Origin of the sequence: Enterococcus sp. DIV0183 (genome assembly GCF_050541505.1) — a bacterium.
Lineage (GTDB): Bacteria > Bacillota > Bacilli > Lactobacillales > Enterococcaceae > Enterococcus > Enterococcus faecalis.
On the sequence record NZ_CP172932.1, the window covers coordinates 1,446,596 to 1,465,593 of the forward strand.

General features: G+C 37.6%; 22 protein-coding genes. 6 read left to right on the forward strand and 16 right to left on the reverse strand.

The annotated features are described in order from the left end of the window. Window positions 1-15: 15 nt before the first annotated feature. The 3 genes from IGK72_RS07150 to IGK72_RS07160 all read right to left on the reverse strand — a co-directional run bounded on the left by IGK72_RS07150 (window position 16) and on the right by IGK72_RS07160 (window position 2,507). Window positions 16-669, reverse strand: a complete 654-nt coding sequence (locus IGK72_RS07150) for a YpmS family protein (protein WP_002357446.1) — start codon at window positions 667-669, stop codon at window positions 16-18. Continuing rightward, window positions 662-1,561: an SGNH/GDSL hydrolase family protein gene (locus tag IGK72_RS07155; RefSeq protein ID WP_002365717.1), complete on the reverse strand. Its 900-nt coding sequence runs from the start codon at window positions 1,559-1,561 to the stop codon at window positions 662-664. The genes IGK72_RS07150 and IGK72_RS07155 overlap by 8 nt, the downstream gene beginning before the upstream one ends. 103 nt (window positions 1,562-1,664) lie before the next feature. Then, window positions 1,665-2,507 carry a DegV family protein gene (locus IGK72_RS07160; RefSeq protein ID WP_002357444.1) on the reverse strand — a complete coding sequence of 281 codons (843 nt, stop codon included), beginning with the start codon at window positions 2,505-2,507 and terminating at the stop codon, window positions 1,665-1,667. A 131-nt stretch (window positions 2,508-2,638) separates the two neighbouring features. Here IGK72_RS07160 and trhA point away from each other — a divergent pair, with 131 nt between their 5' ends. Together trhA and IGK72_RS07170 are read left to right on the forward strand one after the other, a co-directional pair. Continuing rightward, window positions 2,639-3,292: a PAQR family membrane homeostasis protein TrhA gene (gene trhA / locus IGK72_RS07165; RefSeq protein ID WP_002379487.1), complete on the forward strand. Its 654-nt coding sequence runs from the start codon at window positions 2,639-2,641 to the stop codon at window positions 3,290-3,292. Window positions 3,293-3,485: 193 nt separating this feature from the next. Then, on the forward strand, window positions 3,486-3,683 hold the full coding sequence (locus IGK72_RS07170; RefSeq protein WP_002360203.1) for a hypothetical protein: 198 nt from the start codon (window positions 3,486-3,488) through the stop codon (window positions 3,681-3,683). Window positions 3,684-3,788: 105 nt separating this feature from the next. On the opposite strand, the gene IGK72_RS07175 is transcribed toward IGK72_RS07170, so the two are convergent. The 9 genes from IGK72_RS07175 to IGK72_RS07215 all read right to left on the reverse strand — a co-directional run bounded on the left by IGK72_RS07175 (window position 3,789) and on the right by IGK72_RS07215 (window position 11,369). Further along, window positions 3,789-4,301 carry an adenine phosphoribosyltransferase gene (locus IGK72_RS07175; protein WP_002357441.1) on the reverse strand — a complete coding sequence of 171 codons (513 nt, stop codon included), beginning with the start codon at window positions 4,299-4,301 and terminating at the stop codon, window positions 3,789-3,791. 2 nt (window positions 4,302-4,303) lie between these two features. Beyond that, entirely contained in the window at window positions 4,304-6,616 is a 2,313-nt protein-coding gene (recJ, locus tag IGK72_RS07180; protein WP_016633914.1) for a single-stranded-DNA-specific exonuclease RecJ, read from the reverse strand. A gap of 154 nt (window positions 6,617-6,770) precedes the next feature. After that, window positions 6,771-7,238 (reverse strand): LapA family protein, encoded by a 468-nt coding sequence (locus IGK72_RS07185; protein ID WP_002369327.1) that lies wholly within the window; start codon window positions 7,236-7,238, stop codon window positions 6,771-6,773. A 16-nt stretch (window positions 7,239-7,254) separates the two neighbouring features. Next, on the reverse strand, window positions 7,255-8,043 hold the full coding sequence (locus IGK72_RS07190; protein WP_002357438.1) for an SDR family NAD(P)-dependent oxidoreductase: 789 nt from the start codon (window positions 8,041-8,043) through the stop codon (window positions 7,255-7,257). Continuing rightward, window positions 8,044-8,985, reverse strand: coding sequence for a ribonuclease Z (rnz, locus tag IGK72_RS07195; RefSeq protein ID WP_023894623.1), 942 nt, complete (start codon window positions 8,983-8,985; stop codon window positions 8,044-8,046). Between the two features lie 214 nt (window positions 8,986-9,199). After that, window positions 9,200-9,766, reverse strand: a complete 567-nt coding sequence (locus tag IGK72_RS07200) for a hypothetical protein (protein ID WP_002357436.1) — start codon at window positions 9,764-9,766, stop codon at window positions 9,200-9,202. A 120-nt stretch (window positions 9,767-9,886) separates the two neighbouring features. After that, window positions 9,887-10,132: a KH domain-containing protein gene (locus IGK72_RS07205; RefSeq protein ID WP_002357435.1), complete on the reverse strand. Its 246-nt coding sequence runs from the start codon at window positions 10,130-10,132 to the stop codon at window positions 9,887-9,889. Window positions 10,133-10,143: 11 nt separating this feature from the next. Further along, entirely contained in the window at window positions 10,144-10,419 is a 276-nt protein-coding gene (rpsP, locus tag IGK72_RS07210; RefSeq protein ID WP_002357434.1) for a 30S ribosomal protein S16, read from the reverse strand. 146 nt (window positions 10,420-10,565) lie between these two features. Next, window positions 10,566-11,369 (reverse strand): GNAT family N-acetyltransferase, encoded by an 804-nt coding sequence (locus tag IGK72_RS07215; protein WP_002369325.1) that lies wholly within the window; start codon window positions 11,367-11,369, stop codon window positions 10,566-10,568. 141 nt (window positions 11,370-11,510) lie between these two features. Here IGK72_RS07215 and IGK72_RS07220 point away from each other — a divergent pair, with 141 nt between their 5' ends. Together IGK72_RS07220 and IGK72_RS07225 are read left to right on the forward strand one after the other, a co-directional pair. Further along, the gene (locus IGK72_RS07220) at window positions 11,511-12,065 is read left to right on the forward strand and encodes an NADPH-dependent FMN reductase (RefSeq protein WP_002357432.1); all 555 of its coding nucleotides are present in this window, start codon (window positions 11,511-11,513) and stop codon (window positions 12,063-12,065) included. 117 nt (window positions 12,066-12,182) lie between these two features. Beyond that, window positions 12,183-12,938, forward strand: coding sequence for a MerR family transcriptional regulator (locus IGK72_RS07225; protein WP_002357431.1), 756 nt, complete (start codon window positions 12,183-12,185; stop codon window positions 12,936-12,938). 74 nt (window positions 12,939-13,012) lie between these two features. Here IGK72_RS07225 and ffh read toward each other — a convergent pair whose 3' ends face one another. From ffh to IGK72_RS07240, 3 genes are all read right to left on the reverse strand, one after another. After that, the gene (gene ffh, locus IGK72_RS07230) at window positions 13,013-14,431 is read right to left on the reverse strand and encodes a signal recognition particle protein (RefSeq protein WP_002361897.1); all 1,419 of its coding nucleotides are present in this window, start codon (window positions 14,429-14,431) and stop codon (window positions 13,013-13,015) included. Between the two features lie 4 nt (window positions 14,432-14,435). Continuing rightward, complete coding sequence (locus tag IGK72_RS07235) at window positions 14,436-14,774, reverse strand: putative DNA-binding protein (RefSeq protein ID WP_002357429.1); 339 nt, start codon at window positions 14,772-14,774, stop codon at window positions 14,436-14,438. Between the two features lie 83 nt (window positions 14,775-14,857). Continuing rightward, entirely contained in the window at window positions 14,858-15,322 is a 465-nt protein-coding gene (locus IGK72_RS07240; RefSeq protein ID WP_002369322.1) for a DUF523 domain-containing protein, read from the reverse strand. A 162-nt stretch (window positions 15,323-15,484) separates the two neighbouring features. Here IGK72_RS07240 and IGK72_RS07245 point away from each other — a divergent pair, with 162 nt between their 5' ends. Both IGK72_RS07245 and pnpS read left to right on the forward strand, forming a co-directional pair. Then, window positions 15,485-16,195 carry a response regulator transcription factor gene (locus IGK72_RS07245; RefSeq protein ID WP_002357427.1) on the forward strand — a complete coding sequence of 237 codons (711 nt, stop codon included), beginning with the start codon at window positions 15,485-15,487 and terminating at the stop codon, window positions 16,193-16,195. Then, window positions 16,192-17,967: a two-component system histidine kinase PnpS gene (pnpS, locus tag IGK72_RS07250; protein WP_002390658.1), complete on the forward strand. Its 1,776-nt coding sequence runs from the start codon at window positions 16,192-16,194 to the stop codon at window positions 17,965-17,967. The genes IGK72_RS07245 and pnpS overlap by 4 nt, the downstream gene beginning before the upstream one ends. Window positions 17,968-18,008: 41 nt before the next feature. On the opposite strand, the gene IGK72_RS07255 is transcribed toward pnpS, so the two are convergent. Further along, window positions 18,009-18,899 (reverse strand): phosphate ABC transporter substrate-binding protein PstS family protein, encoded by an 891-nt coding sequence (locus tag IGK72_RS07255; protein ID WP_002357425.1) that lies wholly within the window; start codon window positions 18,897-18,899, stop codon window positions 18,009-18,011. Window positions 18,900-18,998 lie beyond the last annotated feature (99 nt).

The following is an 18,998-nucleotide window of genomic DNA, read 5'->3' on the forward strand; positions in this document are numbered from 1 at the left end:
TCTAACACTCCTTTTTTATTTCTCTTTTGGCAAGTATATATTCATCCGAATGTCATCGTCAACTAAATTAATCTTTTCTGCTCGAACAAATAGACCATTTTGCATTCTAAACTGATCTAAACGTAATAAAACAGTTTGATCATCTGGATTGATTTCAACCCATTTAGGTAGTTTGTAAGAACGTTTAGCAAATTTCAATACTTCTTTAATTGGCAAGCCTAACGTTCCTATAGATAAACTTTTTGCTTTTAATTGTACATTACCATTCGCCATCACGTAAGGATCAAAATATAAGTAAAAAGGAATGTCATGCCCTAACACCTGAAATGTTCCATTTAATAAAGCATCATTTTCTAAATAAAATTTATATTTAATCTCCGAGCCTTTTTGAAAGTCGGCTAAATAAAAGTCAATCAGTTTGTTCACTTGTTGTTTTTTTGACTGAATGGTGACGACTGGCTCGCCTTCTTTTTCAACAATTGCTGGTATTTTCTTTAAATCTGGTTCGCGAACTTGTGTTGCTCGAAATGTCACGAAAGCTACACTACCAATGACTAAACCCACTAGAACAAGAAAAGCGATTTTCCAGGGATTTCGTTTAAGATTGGTTGGTTGTGTCTTTTTAATTGATTTACTTGTTTTTGGCTTTTCTTCATTCATTTTATTCACTACCTTCTGATTTTGTTATCCATTCTTTCTCTGTCTTGACCATTTCATCCCGGACAGCTCCGGCCATAATTTGGTAGCCAAGATTATTTGGATGGAAGCGATCTTCTTCATATAACAAATTGTTTAAATCCTCTTTGCTAGCACTACTTCCTGTAGTTTCTGAGTCGCCACCAGTTACGCCAACTTCATCGCCACGACCTTTATAGAGTAAATCATTGATAGGAATGAAATAGGCTCGTTTTTGCTCTTGAACCATTTCTTCGGTTGCTTGATTCCAGTTATCAACGATTTCTTGCATTTCTGTAATTTCGGAAAAGTTTAAGTAGAAGGGATTGTAAATTCCTAAGACATAAATAGGGGCCTTCTCGTTGTACTCTCGGATTTCTTCAAGTAGTCGTCTTACTCGGCGTTGATAGGCTTTTTGTGGACGATTGAACGAGCTGACTTTCAAGTCGAAAATATTACTACTAATTACTTTCATTAAGTCATTTCCACCAACCGTTAGCGTAATCACGTCCGCAGAGGCAAGGCCCTTTTGAATTTCAGGTTTCTCTTTGATTCGTTTTAAAATTTGATCACTACGATCCCCATTTTTCCCAAAATTGTCTGTTTGAACACCGTTCAAGTTGTAGTGTTCTTTTAAATCATCTGCCACAATAGGAACAAAACCTCCACTATTCGTCAAATCGCCAATTCCTTCAGTTAAAGAATCACCGATAGCTGTATAATGAATGACTTCTTTTTGATTTTTTTGAGCAGTTGTGGCCACTTTCTCTTGCTTTAATAGTGGCTTTGCTTTGGGGATGGCCACACTTAACAATGTAAAAACACCTAGCGCAATGAGGATAGGTGTTAAGACGGTCAGCAAAATATGCTGTGTTTGTTTTTTCATCTTCGTCACTTCCTTTTAAATAAACCAACAAGAAATTTTCCTTTTCTTGTTAGAAAGAGGTTGCGTCTACTCATTTAAGAGCGAGACCCAACCTCGTTATTTCTTAGTCTGTATAGTACATAATAGCAAAGGCATTTTTTCCTGTATGTGTTGCAATGACTGGATTCGTATGTAATACGGGAATATCCATGTCTTTAAAGATTGCTTGTAATCCTTCTTTGAATCCATTTGCTAGTTCTAGCCCATCCGCATGAGAAATGCCAATTTGTCGAACATTTGGAATCTTACTTAATTCTGATTTCAATTCGTCAAACCATTTATTAAACGTTTTAACGCCGCGGCCTTTCGCTACAGGAATCAATTCCGTATTTTCAAAGTCCATGACAACTTTCATATTAAAAATGTTTGATAATAATCCTGTTGTACGGCTGATTCGTCCACCTTTAACCAAATTATCCAATGTTGAAATGCCAATGTATAATTTGGTATTTTGTTTGACGCGTTCAATTTCAGCTAAAATTTCTGGAACACCCGCTCCCGCTTGTGCCAATTTTGCTGCTTGAATGACTTGGAAAGACAAACCTTGGTCTGTAAAATCGCTATCAATCACCGTTACTTTACTTGATGATAAGTTGCTAGCTTGACGGGCCGCTTCAACCGTTCCACTTAAGCCTTTTGTCATGTGAATCGAAATTACTTCACTGCCATCTTCACCTAAGCGATCATATAATTCTACAAATTCACCAATTGGTGGTTGACTCGTTTTGGGTAAGGCCTTCGCATTAGCCATCATGTCCATAAATTTTTCGCCTGGCAAATGATCATCATCTGGATAAACAACGCCATCAACCATAATTGATAAAGGCATCATATGGATATTTAATTCATCTCTAAGACTTTTTTCCATCGTACATGAAGAATCCGTTACGATTTTAACGTTTGTCATAAATTTATCACTCTTTCTTTAAAAGGAACCTGTTTTCATGGTAGAATACCATTAAACGGTTAATTATCTAGTTATAGTATAACAGACACTGCCGAATTTTTCATCAAATTAAAATAAAGGAAGTGAATTTATTGGAAAAAACGCATTTCTCAAAAAAATACCTAATCGTGAACGAAGTCTTAAATGCAGTTACACATGGCATAGGCGCAGGTTTAAGTATTGCTGGCTTAGTCATTTTACTTGTTAAAGGAGCTCGTTTAGGCTCACCGATTCACGTGGTATCTTATGCTATTTATGGCTCCATGTTGATTCTACTTTTTTTATCTTCAACGTTATTTCATAGTTTAATTTTTACAAGAGCCAAAAAGGTCTTTCAGGTCTTCGATCATAGTTCTATTTTCTTATTGATTGCTGGCAGCTATACGCCGTTTTGCTTAATTAGTATTGGCGGTTGGTTAGGTTGGACCTTATTTAGTTTAGTCTGGTTAATCGCCGTTGTCGGTATTGTCTATAAATCCCTCACGTTGCATAAACAAGAAACAGTGAAAAACATTTCAACGATTATTTATATTGTTTTAGGTTGGCTCTGTATCATCGCTGCTCGTCCGTTATATGAATCTCTTGGGTTTACAGGAACAGCGTTATTGGTCGCAGGGGGCGTGTCTTACACATTAGGTGCAGCCTTCTATTCATTGAAAAATGTGCGGTTTATGCATGTAGTTTGGCACTTGTTCGTCATGCTTGCAGCGATCCTCATGTATTTTTCTGTTCTCTTTTATACGTAATCACAGCACAATAAGAACACGATGCTCAAAGCATCGTGTTCTTTTATTGCCCTAAATCTCTTTATTATAAAGGATTATTCTTCTTTTCGAATTATTTTAACATAAATTAGTAGAAAAGACTTTACAAAACGAACATACATTCGTATAATAACAATACGAACACTCGTTCGAATCAAATGAAGAGGTGATACACATGGAAGCAATTCGTCGTGTTGGATTTTTATTTTTTGTATTGGTTATAGGTATTTTTTTGGGAACATTAGGATTACGTCTTGCTTTTATGATCGTGACGCCGTTATTTATTCTTTGGTTTATGTCATGGGATGAGAAGCGTTATACACGTACACGTAAACAACAGCAAGCAAGATACGTTTATCGTAAGTTCCCTTAATAAATAATAAAACGGTGTGTCCCCCCCAAGCTATGCTCCGTTTTTATAAATATGTCAAAGAAAGAGCGAAGGATTAAATCCTTCGCTCTTTCTAATTAAATTAGATTAGTATTCCATTAAGGTAACAATATCGTAGCCATCAATTTTATCACGGCCATGTAAATCCATTAATTCAATTAGGAACGCACAACCAACCACAATACCACCTAATTGTTCGACTAATTCGATGGTTGCTTTAATAGTACCACCAGTTGCTAACAAGTCATCACAAATCAAAACACGTTGACCTGGTGTGATGGCATCTTTGTGCAACGTTAATGTATCTGAACCATATTCTAAGTCATAAGTCACTTCGATGGTTTCACGAGGAAGTTTTCCTTTTTTACGAACCGGAGCAAAGCCAACCCCTAGTTCATAAGCCACTGGACAGCCGACAATAAAGCCACGAGCTTCCGGTCCTACAACCATATCAATTCTTTTTTCTTTCGCGTAATCCACGATTTGTTTCGTTGCTTCACGGTAGGCATCCCCATTAGCCATTAATGGAGAAATGTCACGGAACACGATCCCTTTCTCAGGATAATCTGGAATGCTTGCAATGTAATCTCTTAAATCCATTTTTATTTGTCCTCCTCATTCCACAGCCATTGTTGTATTGTTTGACAATCACTGTAAAGTAGAAATTCTTCTGTTTTTATTTTTTTCAATCGTTGTTGGTACACTTGACTTTCAGTCAATGGTCGATTGTCGGGTTTCTCAATACTGTTTAAAACACCGCTTTCTATTGTAACAAATCCTAAGTCAAAAAACACCTGTATCATGAAAATTAATAATTTTTCTTGGATATTTAAGTAATTTGCCACCTTCGATAGCTGGGAACGTAGATTTACTTCTTTTTGCTGCAAAATAAATTTATACAATGTTGCAAATTGTTCACGTGAAGCCATACCGTTTAAATAAGCTTCTTCTGGTGAAATAAACATCATGTATATACGTTGTATCTCAGTCGCTTCAACAATTTCTTTAACCGTGATTGCTTCCACAGGACAGTCGACAAAAACCAGTTGTTCGATTTGATTTTGAGAAACAGCTTCCACCAATTCTTTTTGGTTTGACCAAACAATAATATTAGCGGTTGGATCTGAAATGAATTTTTGATTTTTTTCATCAAACAAAAGATAAGCTGTTGCTTCTGAAGGAATTGGTTTCGTTTGATTATTTTTGCCACGAAAATCAAATAATTGTCTTCCCGATACAGCAAAATCAGTCACCATTAATTGTGGTTTCTTACGACCATTCCATTCATTGATGGAAAGTTGGCCTGCCACATCGGCGGTTCCTTGTGCTAGTTCATCCGCTTGAGGCCCCATTTGAAAAGCAATTGCATCCAATTGTGCCCCTTCTTGATTCATTTGAAATTTCAGATGTGCATTATCTGCACCAATTTGCCGAATTTGCGTAGGCGTGATTTCCTTAAATACAAAAGTTGGAACAGTATTATCGGTCCCAAAAGGCGCCAAAATACGCAATTGATCAATAAAAGTAGTCGTGGCCTGCGAAACCGCTAAGCTCTCACTAATGAGCAACTCTTGTCCATTAGCCATATCAATTTGATTTTTTTCAATAAAGTGTACCAAATGTTCTTGAACAAAAGGAATATTTTCAACAGGTAAAGTCATTCCCGCTGCCATATGATGCCCACCAAAATGAGTGAATTGCTCACGCACTTCGTTCAACGCCTCATAGAGATTCAATGCGCTAATGCTACGTCCAGAGCCTTTAGCGGTCGTACCAGATTCATCTATTGCTAAAATAATGGTTGGTTTCCCCGTTTCTTGCATAATGCGGCCCGCGACAATCCCTAAGACGCCTTCATGCCAGCCTTGTTTCGCTAAAATATGGACCGGCGCATTCGGGTCGATTAAATCCAGGGCTTCTTTGGCAATCGTCGTTACAATGTCTTTTCGTTCATTGTTTTGTTGATCGATATATTTAGCGATTTCCAGCGCTTGTTCTTCATCAAATGTAGTCATCAATTCAACACCTGGTGCGGCTTCCCCTAATCGACCTAATGCGTTTAAACGAGGTCCAATGGTAAAGCCAATTGATTCTTCTGAAACAGCTTCCTTTTTCACACCCGCTTCTTGTAATAAAACGTCTAAACCAATTCGATCACCAGTTTGAATCATTTGAAGGCCCATTTTGACAAACGTTCTATTTTCATCGGTTAATGAAACCAAGTCAGCAATCGTCCCAATTGCTACCAAATCTAATAACTCAATTGGCAATTCACCAAGTAACGCAGTAGCGACTTTGAAAGCCACGCCAACACCAGCTAAATCTCCAAAAGGATAGTCACCTTGTGGATGTCTAGGGTGGACAATCGCATAGGCTTCTGGTAATTGTTCAGGCAATTCATGATGGTCAGTAACGATTACATCTACTCCTTGTGCCATAGCGTAGTTAATTGCTTCATGTCCGGCTACACCATTATCAACGGTTACAATTAATTGGACTCCTTGTTCAATTTGTTCAGCAAATACGTCTTTATTAGGCCCATAGCCATGAACAAAACGATTCGGTAGAAAGTACTGAACCATGCCACCGACTAATTCGATTGCTTCTTTCATAACCGTGGTACTAGTGATGCCATCTGCATCATAATCCCCATAGACAAGGATTTGTTCACCCGCTTCGACGGCTTGCTGGATGCGGGCTACCGCTTTCTCCATATCATGCATTAAGAACGGATCATAAATATCTTCGATAGTCGGATGTAGAAACTTACGTAATGCTTCTTCTGTCCGGATATTGCGGTGCCATAAAAGTTGGCCAATTAATGGATTAATTTCTTCTTTTTTTAATTGTTCTATAAATTCTACAGGTAATTCTGTCTTTGTCTGTAACTGCCATTGATAGTTTGATTTTTTCACGACGTCACTCCTAACCAAGTAATTATAGCAAAATTTTTCCAAAAACTAAAGAAAGCATTTTTTTAAATCTGAGAAAAAAACTGTGATATCTGTTAGATAAATAGCAGATATCACAGTTTTATTTTAAAAGAAACTTAGTGATAAAGTCTCTTCCTTATTTTTGTTCCTCTTCATTCACACGAGGTTTCACATAACGATCAATACGACTACCTGACACAGGCGTTACGTCTACTTCTGTGTTTGACGTTTGTTCGTTGACCACTGGTTCTGAGACTTGTGGTGCTGCCGCTTGTTTGGCTTGCAAATCAGCCAATTGATTATCAAAAGAACGTTGAACTTTTTCCGTTTCTTCTTTGACTAATTTATCCATATCATTTTTATAAATATCCAACTCTTTTTGTACAGCTTTTAATTCCTTACGTTGGTTCCAAATGGTGGTTGTGGAGGTTAGTAATCCAACTAGTGCGCCAATAATTGCAGAACCTAAAATAATTAAGATTAACGGTCCACTAATTTTAGTAAAACCAAAGTTTACTGGAACAGCTTGATTATTTAAAACAGCAAAAATAACAACAATTAAGACCAACACAAGGCCCAAAATAACACGCCATTGATTTTTCATGACTTGATCGACTCCTTTATTTTTTATTTAAAATATTTCCCGCTATGAAATCTCCTAAATGTGGAAACAATGTATAAAAGCGGGCTGCCGCTTCCATGACAAATGGACGATTAATCTCACGTCGAGAAGTCCCCATACTCCCAACCACTTCTTTTGCTAATTTCGTAGGGTCCAAAACAATTTTATCCACCGCAGCTAGATATGTGCCTGTCGGGTCCGCTTTATCAAAGAATTCTGTTTGGATTGGTCCTGGATTGACAGTCGTTACTGCTACACCCAACGGTTTCAATTCTAAACGTAAAGCATTTGAAAAACCTAACACAGCAAATTTCGTTGCAGAATAAACGGTTGATTTAGCTGTAGCCATCTTCCCAGCCATTGAAGCAACGTTGATAATATGTCCTTGCCCAGCTTCAATCATTTTAATAGCTACTTTTTGAGTAAACGTCATCATTCCTAGAACGTTGACATCAAACATTTGGCGTGCAACAGCCAAGTCAATTTCAACAAAATTTTCAAACAAGCCAAAACCAGCATTGTTGACTAAAACATCTATAGGACCAACTTCTGCTGAAATAGCTTCAACCACACGTTCAACACTTTCTGGATCGGCAATATCTAATTGATAAGAAAATGCTTCTCGTCCGCTTAAAACAGCACACTGCTCGCGAACTTTACCAATCAAATTAATTCTGCGGGCGCAGACAACGACGACCGCCCCTTGTTTAGCTGCTTCATAACAAATTTGTTCACCTAAACCAGCTGAACCTCCAGTTACGACAACGACTTTATTTGTTAAATCCATCTAAGCTCCTCCTTCATTGGCAAATGGAATCTCAATGATATCCATATCTTTTACGATTTTTGTATTGGGGAAAATTTCTTGGGCTTCTTCTTGAAGCTGATAGGCCTCTTTGGTTAAATAACGGGCACTAATATGCGTTAAAATAAGTTGTTTTACTTGCGCTTCTTTTGCAACTTCAGCTGCTTGTTGACTGGTTGAGTGGAAGTAGGCTTTTGCCATTTTTGTTTCGTGTTTATTAAACGTACTTTCATGGACTAAAACATCCGCTCGTCGTGCTAAAGTTACACTATTTTTGGTTTTGCGAGTGTCTCCTAAAATCGTCACGATTCGTCCAGGTTTACGCTCTCCCACAAACGCTTGTCCATTAATTTCCTGTCCATCAAAAACAATCGTTTCACCACGTTTGAGTTTGCCATACAACGGCCCAGAAGGAATCCCTAAAGCTTGAAGTTTCTCTACTTGTAATTCTCCTTCATGCGCTGCTTCCTCAATTCGATAGCCAAAGCTCGTGATGCCATGGTCCAAGATATTACAGCGAACAGTGAATTGTTTATCTTTAAAAATAACGTCATTTTCTTTCGTTAATTCAATAAATTTCAGTGGATAGGACAACCGCGATTGCGAGACCCGTAAAGAAGTCTTGACAAAGTCAGCAATCCCAACTGGTCCATAGATTTCTAAAGGTTCTGTCCCGCCCTGAAAAGAACGACTACTTAACAAACCAGGTAAACCAAAAATATGATCCCCATGTAAATGTGTAATAAAAATCTTTTCAATTTTTCTTGGGCGAATACTACTTTTTAAAATTTGCAATTGAGTCCCTTCCCCACAATCGAAGAGCCAAACTGCATTTCGTTCATCTAATAATTTCAACGCAATTCCTGTGACATTGCGATGTTTTGCTGGTACACCAGCGCCTGTTCCTAAAAATTGTATTTCCATCTGCTACCATACTTTCTTTTAAACTTCCTTTTTATTTTAGAAGAAGTTTGCTCCTTTAGCAAATAATAATTTATCTATTTTCTCAAAGTTTCCTTCTTAGTTTACCGTATTTTACGATAAAATAACAAAAAATTAGCAAACTACCATAAAAAACCGTGATTTCTTAGTATTTTAAAAGACTGTTTTCCTTTATTCAGAAAACAGTCTTTGCTCCTTATTCTTCTTTCGATGTTGCTTCTTTGTGTTGTTCTTTTTTTGCTTGCCACGATTGTTTCGCTTCATTTGCAACTTCGTTCGCATCGTTAATTTCTTGTTGGACTTCCTCTAAATCAAGCCGCGTGATTTCGCCACCTAAGTCAAACATAACCAATTGGTTGAGCGGACGGTTGTCTTCTTCTTCTGCAATTAATAACAATCCCGTTTGTCCTTCATCAATCTTTTGAATCACATGTTCAAAAACCGTTTGTGCTTCTTGAATTTCTTTGGCGTCTTTGCTTGCACCATACATACTTCCAGCAAACCAGCCAAAAAGAATGCCCAGAGGACCACCTAATATGCCTACTAGCATCCCAATCATGCTATCTTTTGATGTATGATTGTTGCCTGTAAAATCGATAAAATCATTGATTTTAAATTGATGCTGGCCATCATTAACATGCGTAACAACCGCCATTTGCTCACCTTTAAGCTGTCTTTCTGCCTGCATCTTTTTTATTTCGGAAAATGCTTGGTACGATTTACTTTCAATATCAAAGTTCATAATGATAATTCGTTTTGCCATACAAATCGCTCCTTTATTCTGGATACATCTATTTTAGCAAGAAAGGCCTATCTCTAGCAATGAAAACTTTTTGGTTATGTATAAAAAAAGAAGATAGCTAGGCTACCTCCTTGTTAATGCTTATTTACCATCAAGAATATTTAAACGGACCTTTTTCGGACCATCGATACGTACACTATAAACAATTGTCCGAATTGCTTTTGCAACACGCCCTTGTTTACCAATGATACGTCCAATATCTTCTTTGGCCACAGTCAAATTATACTCGAGGAAATCAGTTGATTCCTCAATTTCTAATGAGACTGCTTCAGGTTGACTGACTAACGGACGGACAATAGTTAAAATTAACTCTTTCACATCTGCCATATTCAATCACCTTATTTCTTAACGTTTTTAGCTTCATGATGTTTTTTCATAACGCCTTCTTTTGAAAGGATGTTACGAACTGTATCAGAAGGTTGCGCACCTTTAGATAACCAATCTAAAACTAAATCTTCTTTTAAAACTACTTCTGCAGGGTCTTTCAAAGGGTTGTAAGTACCTACAGTTTCGATGAAACGTCCATCACGAGGAGAACGAGAATCAGCTACTACAATACGGTAAAAAGGACTCTTTTTAGAACCCATACGTTTTAAACGAATTTTAACTGCCATTATTAAATACACCTCCATTAACTTAATCACAAGAGTTAGTTTAACAGATTAACAACAACCTGTAAAGAGTTTTTTCTTGACACCTTTACTTTTTTTCAATTTTTTTAGCCAATTTGCAGGAAAACAAACGAAATAATGAAGAATTTTTACAAAATTTGATAATAGTTGTACTGGTTTCTCACTTGAAAGCCTTCTGTTTGATAGAGATGAAGCGCTGCTTGATTTTCTGTTTCAACTTCTAAAAAAATAGTCGCTGAAGCTGAATTTTCTAAAATCATTCGGAGCGCAGACTGTAACACTTGACGGCCAAGACCGCGACCTCGTTGCGTTTTTGTCACAACAAAGCCATAAATCCCCCATTCGTTTTCAAAATGATCCAAACGTAGCGTGGCTAAAAGTTGATTGTTTTCTTTATAAATAAGTGTTCGTTGAAGGTCCTCCGGCAAAGGCGTACCTTCGAGTAACCTAGCCAAGGAATCCAAATCAGCCACTTGTGGTCGGAGAAGTGTCAGCTTCGCCAACGCCTGTGAGTAAGTTTCTCTTTGAAAAACCAGATACTGTTCTGAAAAAGCTGGCACAATTCCTTGTCTATTAAAATAATTCAGGCCAACAGATTGCTTGTCGTCCATCACGAGAAAGACTTCTTTCATTCCCCACAAAGCTGCTTGCTTTTCGAGTTCTTGAACAAGTTCTTCAAAAAATGGTCCTACATTTGGCGCAACAATCGTCGCTTCCAAGGTTTCCCCATCAAAACAATACCCTACGATATATGCTTGAATGGTTTGTTCCTTCCTGTATAAACCATAATAAGTATAAGCTGATTCCTCAGGAAATGTTTGTTCCAATTTATAAAAAGTTCCTTGTTTAATCATTTCCTTGTTTTTTAATTCAGTCAATGTTTGTTTCTCCAACTGTGTTAACTGTCGGCGCCAATTTATTTTTTTATTCAAGCAGTTGCTCCTTTACTCATCCTTTTACTAGCTATTATACGTGAAGTTACGAAGTTCAACAATGTACAAGGATAAAACGTTTGCGCTTTTTTTGAAAAAGTACTATCATAAAGTAAGTAAAAGAAAAATGGAGGGATTTACATGACAAAAAAAATTGGTATTTTTGTAGGGAGTTTAAGAAAAGATTCATTTAACAAATTGGTAGCAAAAACAATGGCGGACTTATTTCCAGCTGATTTCGAACCTGTTTTCATTAACATAGGTGATTTAGAATTATACAATCAAGATTTGGATGATGAAGGAACCCCCACCGAAGCTTGGACAACATTCCGTGAAGAAGTTAAACAAGTAGATGGCGTAATGTTTGTAACACCAGAATATAACCGTTCAGTACCAGCTGTTTTAAAAAATGCATTGGATGTCGGTTCACGTCCGTATGGCGAAAGCGTTTGGGATAAAAAACCAGGACTTGTGGTGAGTGTTTCACCAGGTGCAATTAGCGGATTTGGTGCGAACCATCATTTAAGACAATCATTAGTCTTCTTAAATGTTCCAACTTTACAACAACCTGAAGCCTATATTGGCGGTATTACGAACTTAATTGGTGAAGATGGTAAAATTATTGATGGCACTGTTGGCTTCTTACAATCAATTGTAGATGCTTACGTGGATTTCTTTAATCGCTTAACTGCCTAATTGAATCAATCGAGAAAAAGTGAGGCAACTTTTTACAGGTTGTCTCACTTTTTTTATTTTTTTGCTTGACCCTCTCGTTACGTAAAGGTTTATGATAGATTTTGTCAGGAGGAATGAATGATGGAATATACAATTAAAAAAATGGCTTCACTATCTGGCGTCAGTGCACGGACGTTACGATATTATGATGAAATTGGTCTTCTTCAACCAGCCAGAATTAATTCTTCTGGTTATCGAATTTACGGGCAAGCCGAGGTGAATCGTTTGCAACAAATTCTTTTTTACCGTGAATTGGATCTGAAACTAGATGAAATTAAAGAAATTTTGGAGCAACCTGACTTTAATGTTGAACAGGCTTTATACGAGCATCAACAAAAACTATTGGAAAAGCGCAATGAAATTGATCGTCTTTTAGCCTCTGTTCAACAAACCTTACACCATTACAAAGGAGAGATAAACATGTCAGATCAGCAAAAATTCGAAGCATTCAAACAACAAAAAGTTCAAGAAAACGAAGAAAAATATGGTAAAGAGATTCGGGAAAAATATGGCAACGAAACGATTGAACAAGCCAACAAAAAATATTTAAACTTGACGGAAAAAGACATGCAAGCAATGCAGAACGTGGAAAAAGATTTATTTTCTAAGTTAGCCATGTATCAAAAATCACCCAAGTTGACTAGCCAACTTGCGCAAGAAATTTTCCAATTACACAAAGATTGGTTAATGTACTCTTGGTCAAGCTATTCGCCAGAAGCACACAAAGGGTTAGGCCTTATGTATGTTGGCGATGAACGATTTACGTCATATTATGAACAACACGGCGCTGGTTTTGCCGAAGCGTTAAACGCAATTATCCAAAACTACGCTTAAACAGAAAGTGCGCCATCAGTCGAAGAGACTGATGACGCACTTTCTGTTTCTTCCAATAATTAACTAAAGCCTGTTTATCTTTTTTTCTTTTTCTTCTTTTTGTTTTTCTTCATCATACGATTCATGGCCATTTTACCTAGCTTGCCTTTAACGCCGCCACCTAACATTTGATCCATACCAGGAATGTTCATATCCCCTTTGGACATTTGTTGCATCATTTTTTTGGATTCTTTAAATTGTTTAATCATACGATTGACTTCAACCACACTATTTCCTGAACCAGCTGCAATTCTGCGGCGGCGACTAGGATTTAATAGATCAGGATTTTCACGTTCTGCAGGGGTCATTGATAAGACCATCGCCCGTTTCCGTGCCACATCTTTTGGATCGACTTTGACATTTTCAATACCAGGCATGTTACTCATTCCAGGGATCATTTTTAATAAGTCTTCAATCGGTCCCATGCCCATAACTTGATCCAATTGCTCAATGAAATCGTTAAAGTCAAAACTGTTTTCTTTCATTTTTTGAGCAAGTTCTTCTGCTTTTTTCTCATCGTAATCTTGTTGCGCTTTTTCAATTAGCGTCAACATGTCCCCCATACCTAGGATACGACTCGACATACGATCGGGATGGAAAATTTCTAAATCGGTTAATTTTTCACCAGAACCGACAAATTTAATCGGAGCACCCGTTACTGCCCGAATTGACAGCGCAGCCCCCCCACGAGTATCGCCATCCATTTTGGTAATAACAACCCCAGTAATTCCAAGCTGTTCATTAAAACTATCTGCAACGTTGACAGCATCTTGCCCCGTCATCGCATCAACAACTAACAGAATTTCATTGGGATCAGCCAACTCTTTAATTTGTTTCAATTCGTCCATTAAAGCTTCGTCAATGTGTAAACGGCCGGCCGTATCAATTAAGACATAATCATTTTTCTTTTCTTTTGCTAATGCTAACCCTTGACGAACAATTTCCACTGGATTAGCATCTGTTCCCATATCAAAAACGGGAACTTCTAATTGTTGACCTAAAACCTTCAACTGATCAATCGCTGCTGGACGATAAACGTCACCAGCGATTAAAAGCGGACGAGCGTTTTCAGTTTTCATTAAGTGTTTTGCTAATTTACCAGTAAAAGTTGTTTTACCAGCCCCTTGTAACCCTGTCATCATAATCACTGTCGGGATTTTTGGAGATTTATTCAGTTCAACCGTTTCTGAACCTAACGTTTTCGTTAATTCTTCATCAACAATTTTTACAATTTGTTGGGCTGGTGATAAGCTTTCTAATACTTCGACTCCTACTGCCCGTTCTCTGACACGTTTTGTGAAATCTTTGACCACTTGTAAATTAACGTCGGCTTCTAATAAAGCCAAACGGATTTCTCGCATCATTTCTTTTACGTCGGCTTCGGAAACTTTTCCCTTACGACGGATTTTACTCATTGCCTGCTGTAGGCGGTTTGTTAAACTCTCAAAAGCCATAGTTTCATTCCTCTATTTCTTGAATTTGTTCAATATATTTTTTGATTTCACTATCTTTGGGATAAGTTTCTTGAACATACTGCTGTAGTTGTTCAAGATATTCTTTCCGTACAACATAGTTTGAATAAAGATGTAACTTTTTTTCGTATTCTTCTAAAATTTTTTCGGTTCGTTTAATGTTATCATAAACCGCTTGGCGACTAACCTCATATTCTTCCGCAATTTCTCCTAAAGAAAAGTCATCAGCATAGTAAAGCTCCATATAATTCATCTGCTTTTCCGTTAATAATGTCGAATAAAATTCAAATAACGCATTCATGCGGTTTGTTTTTTCCATTTCCATGAGCCGTGCTCCCATCTTCAATCCCTTATAGGTTACCGATTTCATAGGGAATAGTCAATCTTTTTTTACTAAGTTTTTACCTTTTAAAAAGAAATGTCCGCAAGTTGCCATGTTTCTTCAGAATAAACGGTCATTCCTTGTTGAATAAAATAAGCAGTTGCGACTCCAACTCCAGCTTTTTTAATGCCAGAAAATTGTCCATCATAAATCAGCTGGCTGCCACAGCTGGGACTTTTTTCTTTCAAAATCAAGGTTGTAATTTGTAGGGCTTTTAATTTTTGATACGCGCGTTGTGCCCCTGCTTTAAATGTCTCAGTCACATCTTCCCCGTTATCCGTATATACATAAGCAGTATTCGCCCAAACATCAAAGCCATCCCCACCAATGATTTCTGCTGGCGGACGTGGAATAGGCAACTCCCCTAAAACTTCGGGACAAATCATTATTGCTTTTCCATTAGTTACAAGTTGTTTTAACGCTTCTTGTTCTTGAGATTTTCCATCGTAACGGCAACAAATCCCACCTAAGCAACTACTAATACCAATCATTCGCTTCTCCTCATTTCATTTCTCTATTATACCATGAGTTGACTTTTCTCAAAAGTAGCATTCTCGCTTACTTTAAAGTACGTTCTTCCTCTAAAAATATGTTAAACTAACAATAGTGAAATATACACTTATTTTCAGAAATTTCTTGAAGGAGTTATGTAAATGAAAAAAGTTCTTGTCGTCGATGATGAACCATCGATTTTAACTTTGTTAACCTTTAATTTGGAAAAAGAAGGCTATCAGGTGACTACTTCCGAAGATGGTAAAAACGGCTTCGAATTAGCTTTGTCTAATCAATATGATTTTATAATTTTAGATGTAATGCTTCCTGGTATGGATGGCTTAGAAATTACCAAAGCACTTCGTCGAGAAAAAATTGACACGCCTATTTTGATTTTAACTGCCAAAGATGAACAAGTAGATAAAATCATCGGCTTAGAAATTGGGGCAGATGATTATTTAACAAAACCTTTTAGTCCCAGAGAAGTCCTAGCACGCATGAAAGCTATTTTCCGTCGTTTAAAACCTACCACGACCGAAACGCTTCAAGAGGACACACCTAAAGCTCCGCTTGTGATTGGCGAGATTCGTGTGGATGAACAAAATTATGAAGTCTTTGTGCGCAATCAGCCCATTGAGCTAACACCGAAAGAATTTGAATTACTCGTTTACTTCATGAAACGCAAAGATCGGGTCATTAATCGGGAAACCTTGTTGGAACGAATTTGGCAATATGACTTCGCTGGACAAAGTCGCATCGTCGATGTCCACATTAGTCATTTACGTGATAAAATCGAGCCCGATCCCAAACGGCCCGTTTACTTAGTAACTGTCCGTGGCTTTGGCTACCGTTTTCAGGAGCCAAAACGATGAAAAAGAGACTGCGGATTGAATATTTTTTAGTTGCGGCAGTCATGCTTTTATTATTTGTCGGGAGTATTGCAGCGACCAATTTTTTCTTTCAAAAAGAAATGGTTGCTCAGCAAGAAACCTATTTAAGAAGAAAAAATACCCTTTTAACAGACCAGTTGCCCCCTTCCGTTTTCGAAAAAGGGCAACTGACAAACCAACAACAACTCCTTGTCACCCATGCGTTAGATGATGCAGAAGAACGGGTAACTTTGTTGCAAAAAAATGGTACCGTCTTTTTTGACAGCAGCCAAAATGAACCGCTAGAGTCGCACAAAAAACGACCTGAAATCGCTGCGGTTCTATCAGGAGCTACCTATGGTTCAGCTTTACGAAAGAGTAAAACGTTAAATAAAGAACTTCTGTACGTTGCCACGCCTGTTTTAAAATCAGGAGAAATCGTTGGCATTATTCGGATTTCGGAACAAACCGCGCTATTTTCTAAAAATATTCAATCTTTTCGTCGCTATATTATCTTTACATTTGGCATCTTGTTCCTACTAATTACCTTGTTTATCTTTTTATTGTTACGGCAAAAAAATCAACCGCTAGTGACTGTCTTACCGATTCTGAAACGAATGCTTAAACATCCAGATGAAAATCGATCCATTATCCAGCAATCTTCTGAATGGAATGAACTTTACGAAACTATTAACCTACTGAGTCAACAAGTAAGTCAAACGTATAAAGCGTATACGTCTGCGGATGAGCAATTTCACGAACTTTTAGATGAGTTGATGATTGGTGTCTTTATCATTGATACGCAAGGACGGCTTCGTCTGTTGAACCCTAAAATGCAGGAAATGTTAGGACTCTCTGCTAAAAATATGCAAAGCAATTATCTCGAAGTGATTCAAGACGCCGATTTGATTCATTTAATCCATCAAGTCGTCGCTGAAAAAAACAGTTTACATCAAGAAATCACTGTGACACAAGGACCAACACCTTTACGATTAGATCTTTCTCTTCGTTACTTGGATGATCAAAGCGCCAATGATTATCAAGTGTTAGGAATTGCCTATGATTTAACGCGCGTTCGCCAACTAGAAAAAATGCAAAAAGATTTTGTATCAAACGTGTCTCATGAATTAAAAACGCCTGTCACTTCTCTTTTGGGCTTTACCGAGACACTCATAGACGGTGCCAAAGAAGATCCGGAAGTCCTTAATCAATTTTTGCACATCATGCAAAAAGATGCCCAGCGTCTGCAACAATTAATTCAAGAAATTTTAGAACTTTCTCGGGGCAGCGCGACAATTCCTTATGCAGAACAAGAAATTACTTTAGAAAAATTTATTACAGAAATTCTCGGTTCTTATCAGCAACAATTGGCAGCAAAACAGCTGAAAACAGTCGTTCATGGTCTGCCAGAGAGCCAGTTTTTCACCAAATACGAATTGTTTTATCCAATCGTGAAGAATCTAATTGAAAATGCCATTCAGTATTCCCAAGAAAATGGTCAGATTACTATTTCTTATGCTATAGAAAATCAGCAATTACGTTTATCTGTTCAAGATACTGGCATTGGCATTAGTCAAAAAGACCAAGAACGGATCTTTGAACGGTTCTATCGTGTCGATAAAGCACGTAGCCGTCATTCTGGTGGCACCGGTCTAGGTCTAGCTATTGTCCAAAATTACACAGAATTATTAGGCGGTAAAATCGCCATTGATAGTCACTTAGGCTTAGGGACCACTTTTACAATCACCTTGCCTTTAACAAAAAAAGAAGCCTAAAAAAACTCAGCCAATCCTGTTTATTGGCTGAGTTTTTTTGTTTATTTTTCAGTTACTTTTCCATTTACATCACGTTCTACTTGCATGTCTGTGATGGCTAAATAACCTAAGTCTTTGACAATTGTTTTTTGAACATCATCGGTGACCATATAGTCTAAGAAGGCTTTTACTTCTTTATTAGGCTCCCCTTTTGTATACATATGTTCATAAGACCAGATTTTCCATGAATTGTCTTTCACGTGTTCTTCTTTTGGTTCAACACCATCAATGCTTAAGGCAACAGTGGAATCATCCATATAAGAAAAAGCTAAATAGCTGATTGCTCCTGGTGTTTGTTCAACAATTTTACGAACTGTTCCCGAAGAATCTTGTTCTTGTGATTGAACTGGTTTAGCTCCATCTAAGCCCCATTTTTCAAATGTTGCTCGGGTGCCACTTCCGTTTGCGCGGTTTATTACGACGATTTCTTGATCTTTGCCGCCCACTTCTTTCCAGTTTTTGACTTTGCCAGTAAAGACATCAATCAATTGTTGCTTCGTTAAATTCTTCACGCCGACTTCTTTGTTGACCACTGGTCCCATACCGACCACGGCCACCCGATGATCGACTAATTTAGAGGCATCCACGCCATCTTTCTCTTCGGCAAACACATCGGAATTTCCAATGGTCACTGCGCCATCTGCAACTTGCGAAAGTCCTGTTCCGCTGCCGCCACCTTGGACAGAAACTGTATAATTAGGATGTTCTTGTGTAAATTGATCTTTCGCAGCATCTACTAACGGTTGTAAAGCGGTGGAACCAACAGCGACAATTTTAACTGGTTTGTTACTATCCGCTTCGCTGGATTTTTCAGTTGTGCCTCCTTGAGCTCCGCACCCAGTTAATAATAACCCTAGACTCAGCATAGTTGCTGCAATTACACGTTTTTTCATCTTTGCACTTCCTTTTCAATTAGTTACAAGTTTAGTCTACCAAGACTCTGTTAATTCTGTTTCAATTAAATGTAAATAAAAGGTAAAGGTGTGTAAAGA

What these genes read in the sequence shown, in the direction of transcription:
- IGK72_RS07225 (WP_002357431.1), top strand. Translation starts at nt 12,183, where the DNA reads ATGATGGAATATACAATTAAAAAAATGGCTTCACTATCTGGCGTCAGT.
- IGK72_RS07245 (WP_002357427.1), top strand. Translation starts at nt 15,485, where the DNA reads ATGAAAAAAGTTCTTGTCGTCGATGATGAACCATCGATTTTAACTTTG.
- IGK72_RS07190 (WP_002357438.1), bottom strand. Translation starts at nt 8,043, where the DNA reads ATGGATTTAACAAATAAAGTCGTTGTCGTAACTGGAGGTTCAGCTGGT.
- IGK72_RS07240 (WP_002369322.1), bottom strand. Translation starts at nt 15,322, where the DNA reads ATGATTGGTATTAGTAGTTGCTTAGGTGGGATTTGTTGCCGTTACGAT.
- IGK72_RS07200 (WP_002357436.1), bottom strand. Translation starts at nt 9,766, where the DNA reads ATGGCAAAACGAATTATCATTATGAACTTTGATATTGAAAGTAAATCG.
- IGK72_RS07255 (WP_002357425.1), bottom strand. Translation starts at nt 18,899, where the DNA reads ATGAAAAAACGTGTAATTGCAGCAACTATGCTGAGTCTAGGGTTATTA.
- IGK72_RS07170 (WP_002360203.1), top strand. Translation starts at nt 3,486, where the DNA reads ATGGAAGCAATTCGTCGTGTTGGATTTTTATTTTTTGTATTGGTTATA.
- rpsP (WP_002357434.1), bottom strand. Translation starts at nt 10,419, where the DNA reads ATGGCAGTTAAAATTCGTTTAAAACGTATGGGTTCTAAAAAGAGTCCT.
- IGK72_RS07155 (WP_002365717.1), bottom strand. Translation starts at nt 1,561, where the DNA reads ATGAAAAAACAAACACAGCATATTTTGCTGACCGTCTTAACACCTATC.
- IGK72_RS07185 (WP_002369327.1), bottom strand. Translation starts at nt 7,238, where the DNA reads ATGAAAAATCAATGGCGTGTTATTTTGGGCCTTGTGTTGGTCTTAATT.
- IGK72_RS07160 (WP_002357444.1), bottom strand. Translation starts at nt 2,507, where the DNA reads ATGACAAACGTTAAAATCGTAACGGATTCTTCATGTACGATGGAAAAA.
- IGK72_RS07175 (WP_002357441.1), bottom strand. Translation starts at nt 4,301, where the DNA reads ATGGATTTAAGAGATTACATTGCAAGCATTCCAGATTATCCTGAGAAA.
- pnpS (WP_002390658.1), top strand. Translation starts at nt 16,192, where the DNA reads ATGAAAAAGAGACTGCGGATTGAATATTTTTTAGTTGCGGCAGTCATG.
- IGK72_RS07235 (WP_002357429.1), bottom strand. Translation starts at nt 14,774, where the DNA reads ATGGAAATGGAAAAAACAAACCGCATGAATGCGTTATTTGAATTTTAT.
- IGK72_RS07205 (WP_002357435.1), bottom strand. Translation starts at nt 10,132, where the DNA reads ATGGCAGATGTGAAAGAGTTAATTTTAACTATTGTCCGTCCGTTAGTC.
- rnz (WP_023894623.1), bottom strand. Translation starts at nt 8,985, where the DNA reads ATGGAAATACAATTTTTAGGAACAGGCGCTGGTGTACCAGCAAAACAT.
- ffh (WP_002361897.1), bottom strand. Translation starts at nt 14,431, where the DNA reads ATGGCTTTTGAGAGTTTAACAAACCGCCTACAGCAGGCAATGAGTAAA.
- IGK72_RS07220 (WP_002357432.1), top strand. Translation starts at nt 11,511, where the DNA reads ATGACAAAAAAAATTGGTATTTTTGTAGGGAGTTTAAGAAAAGATTCA.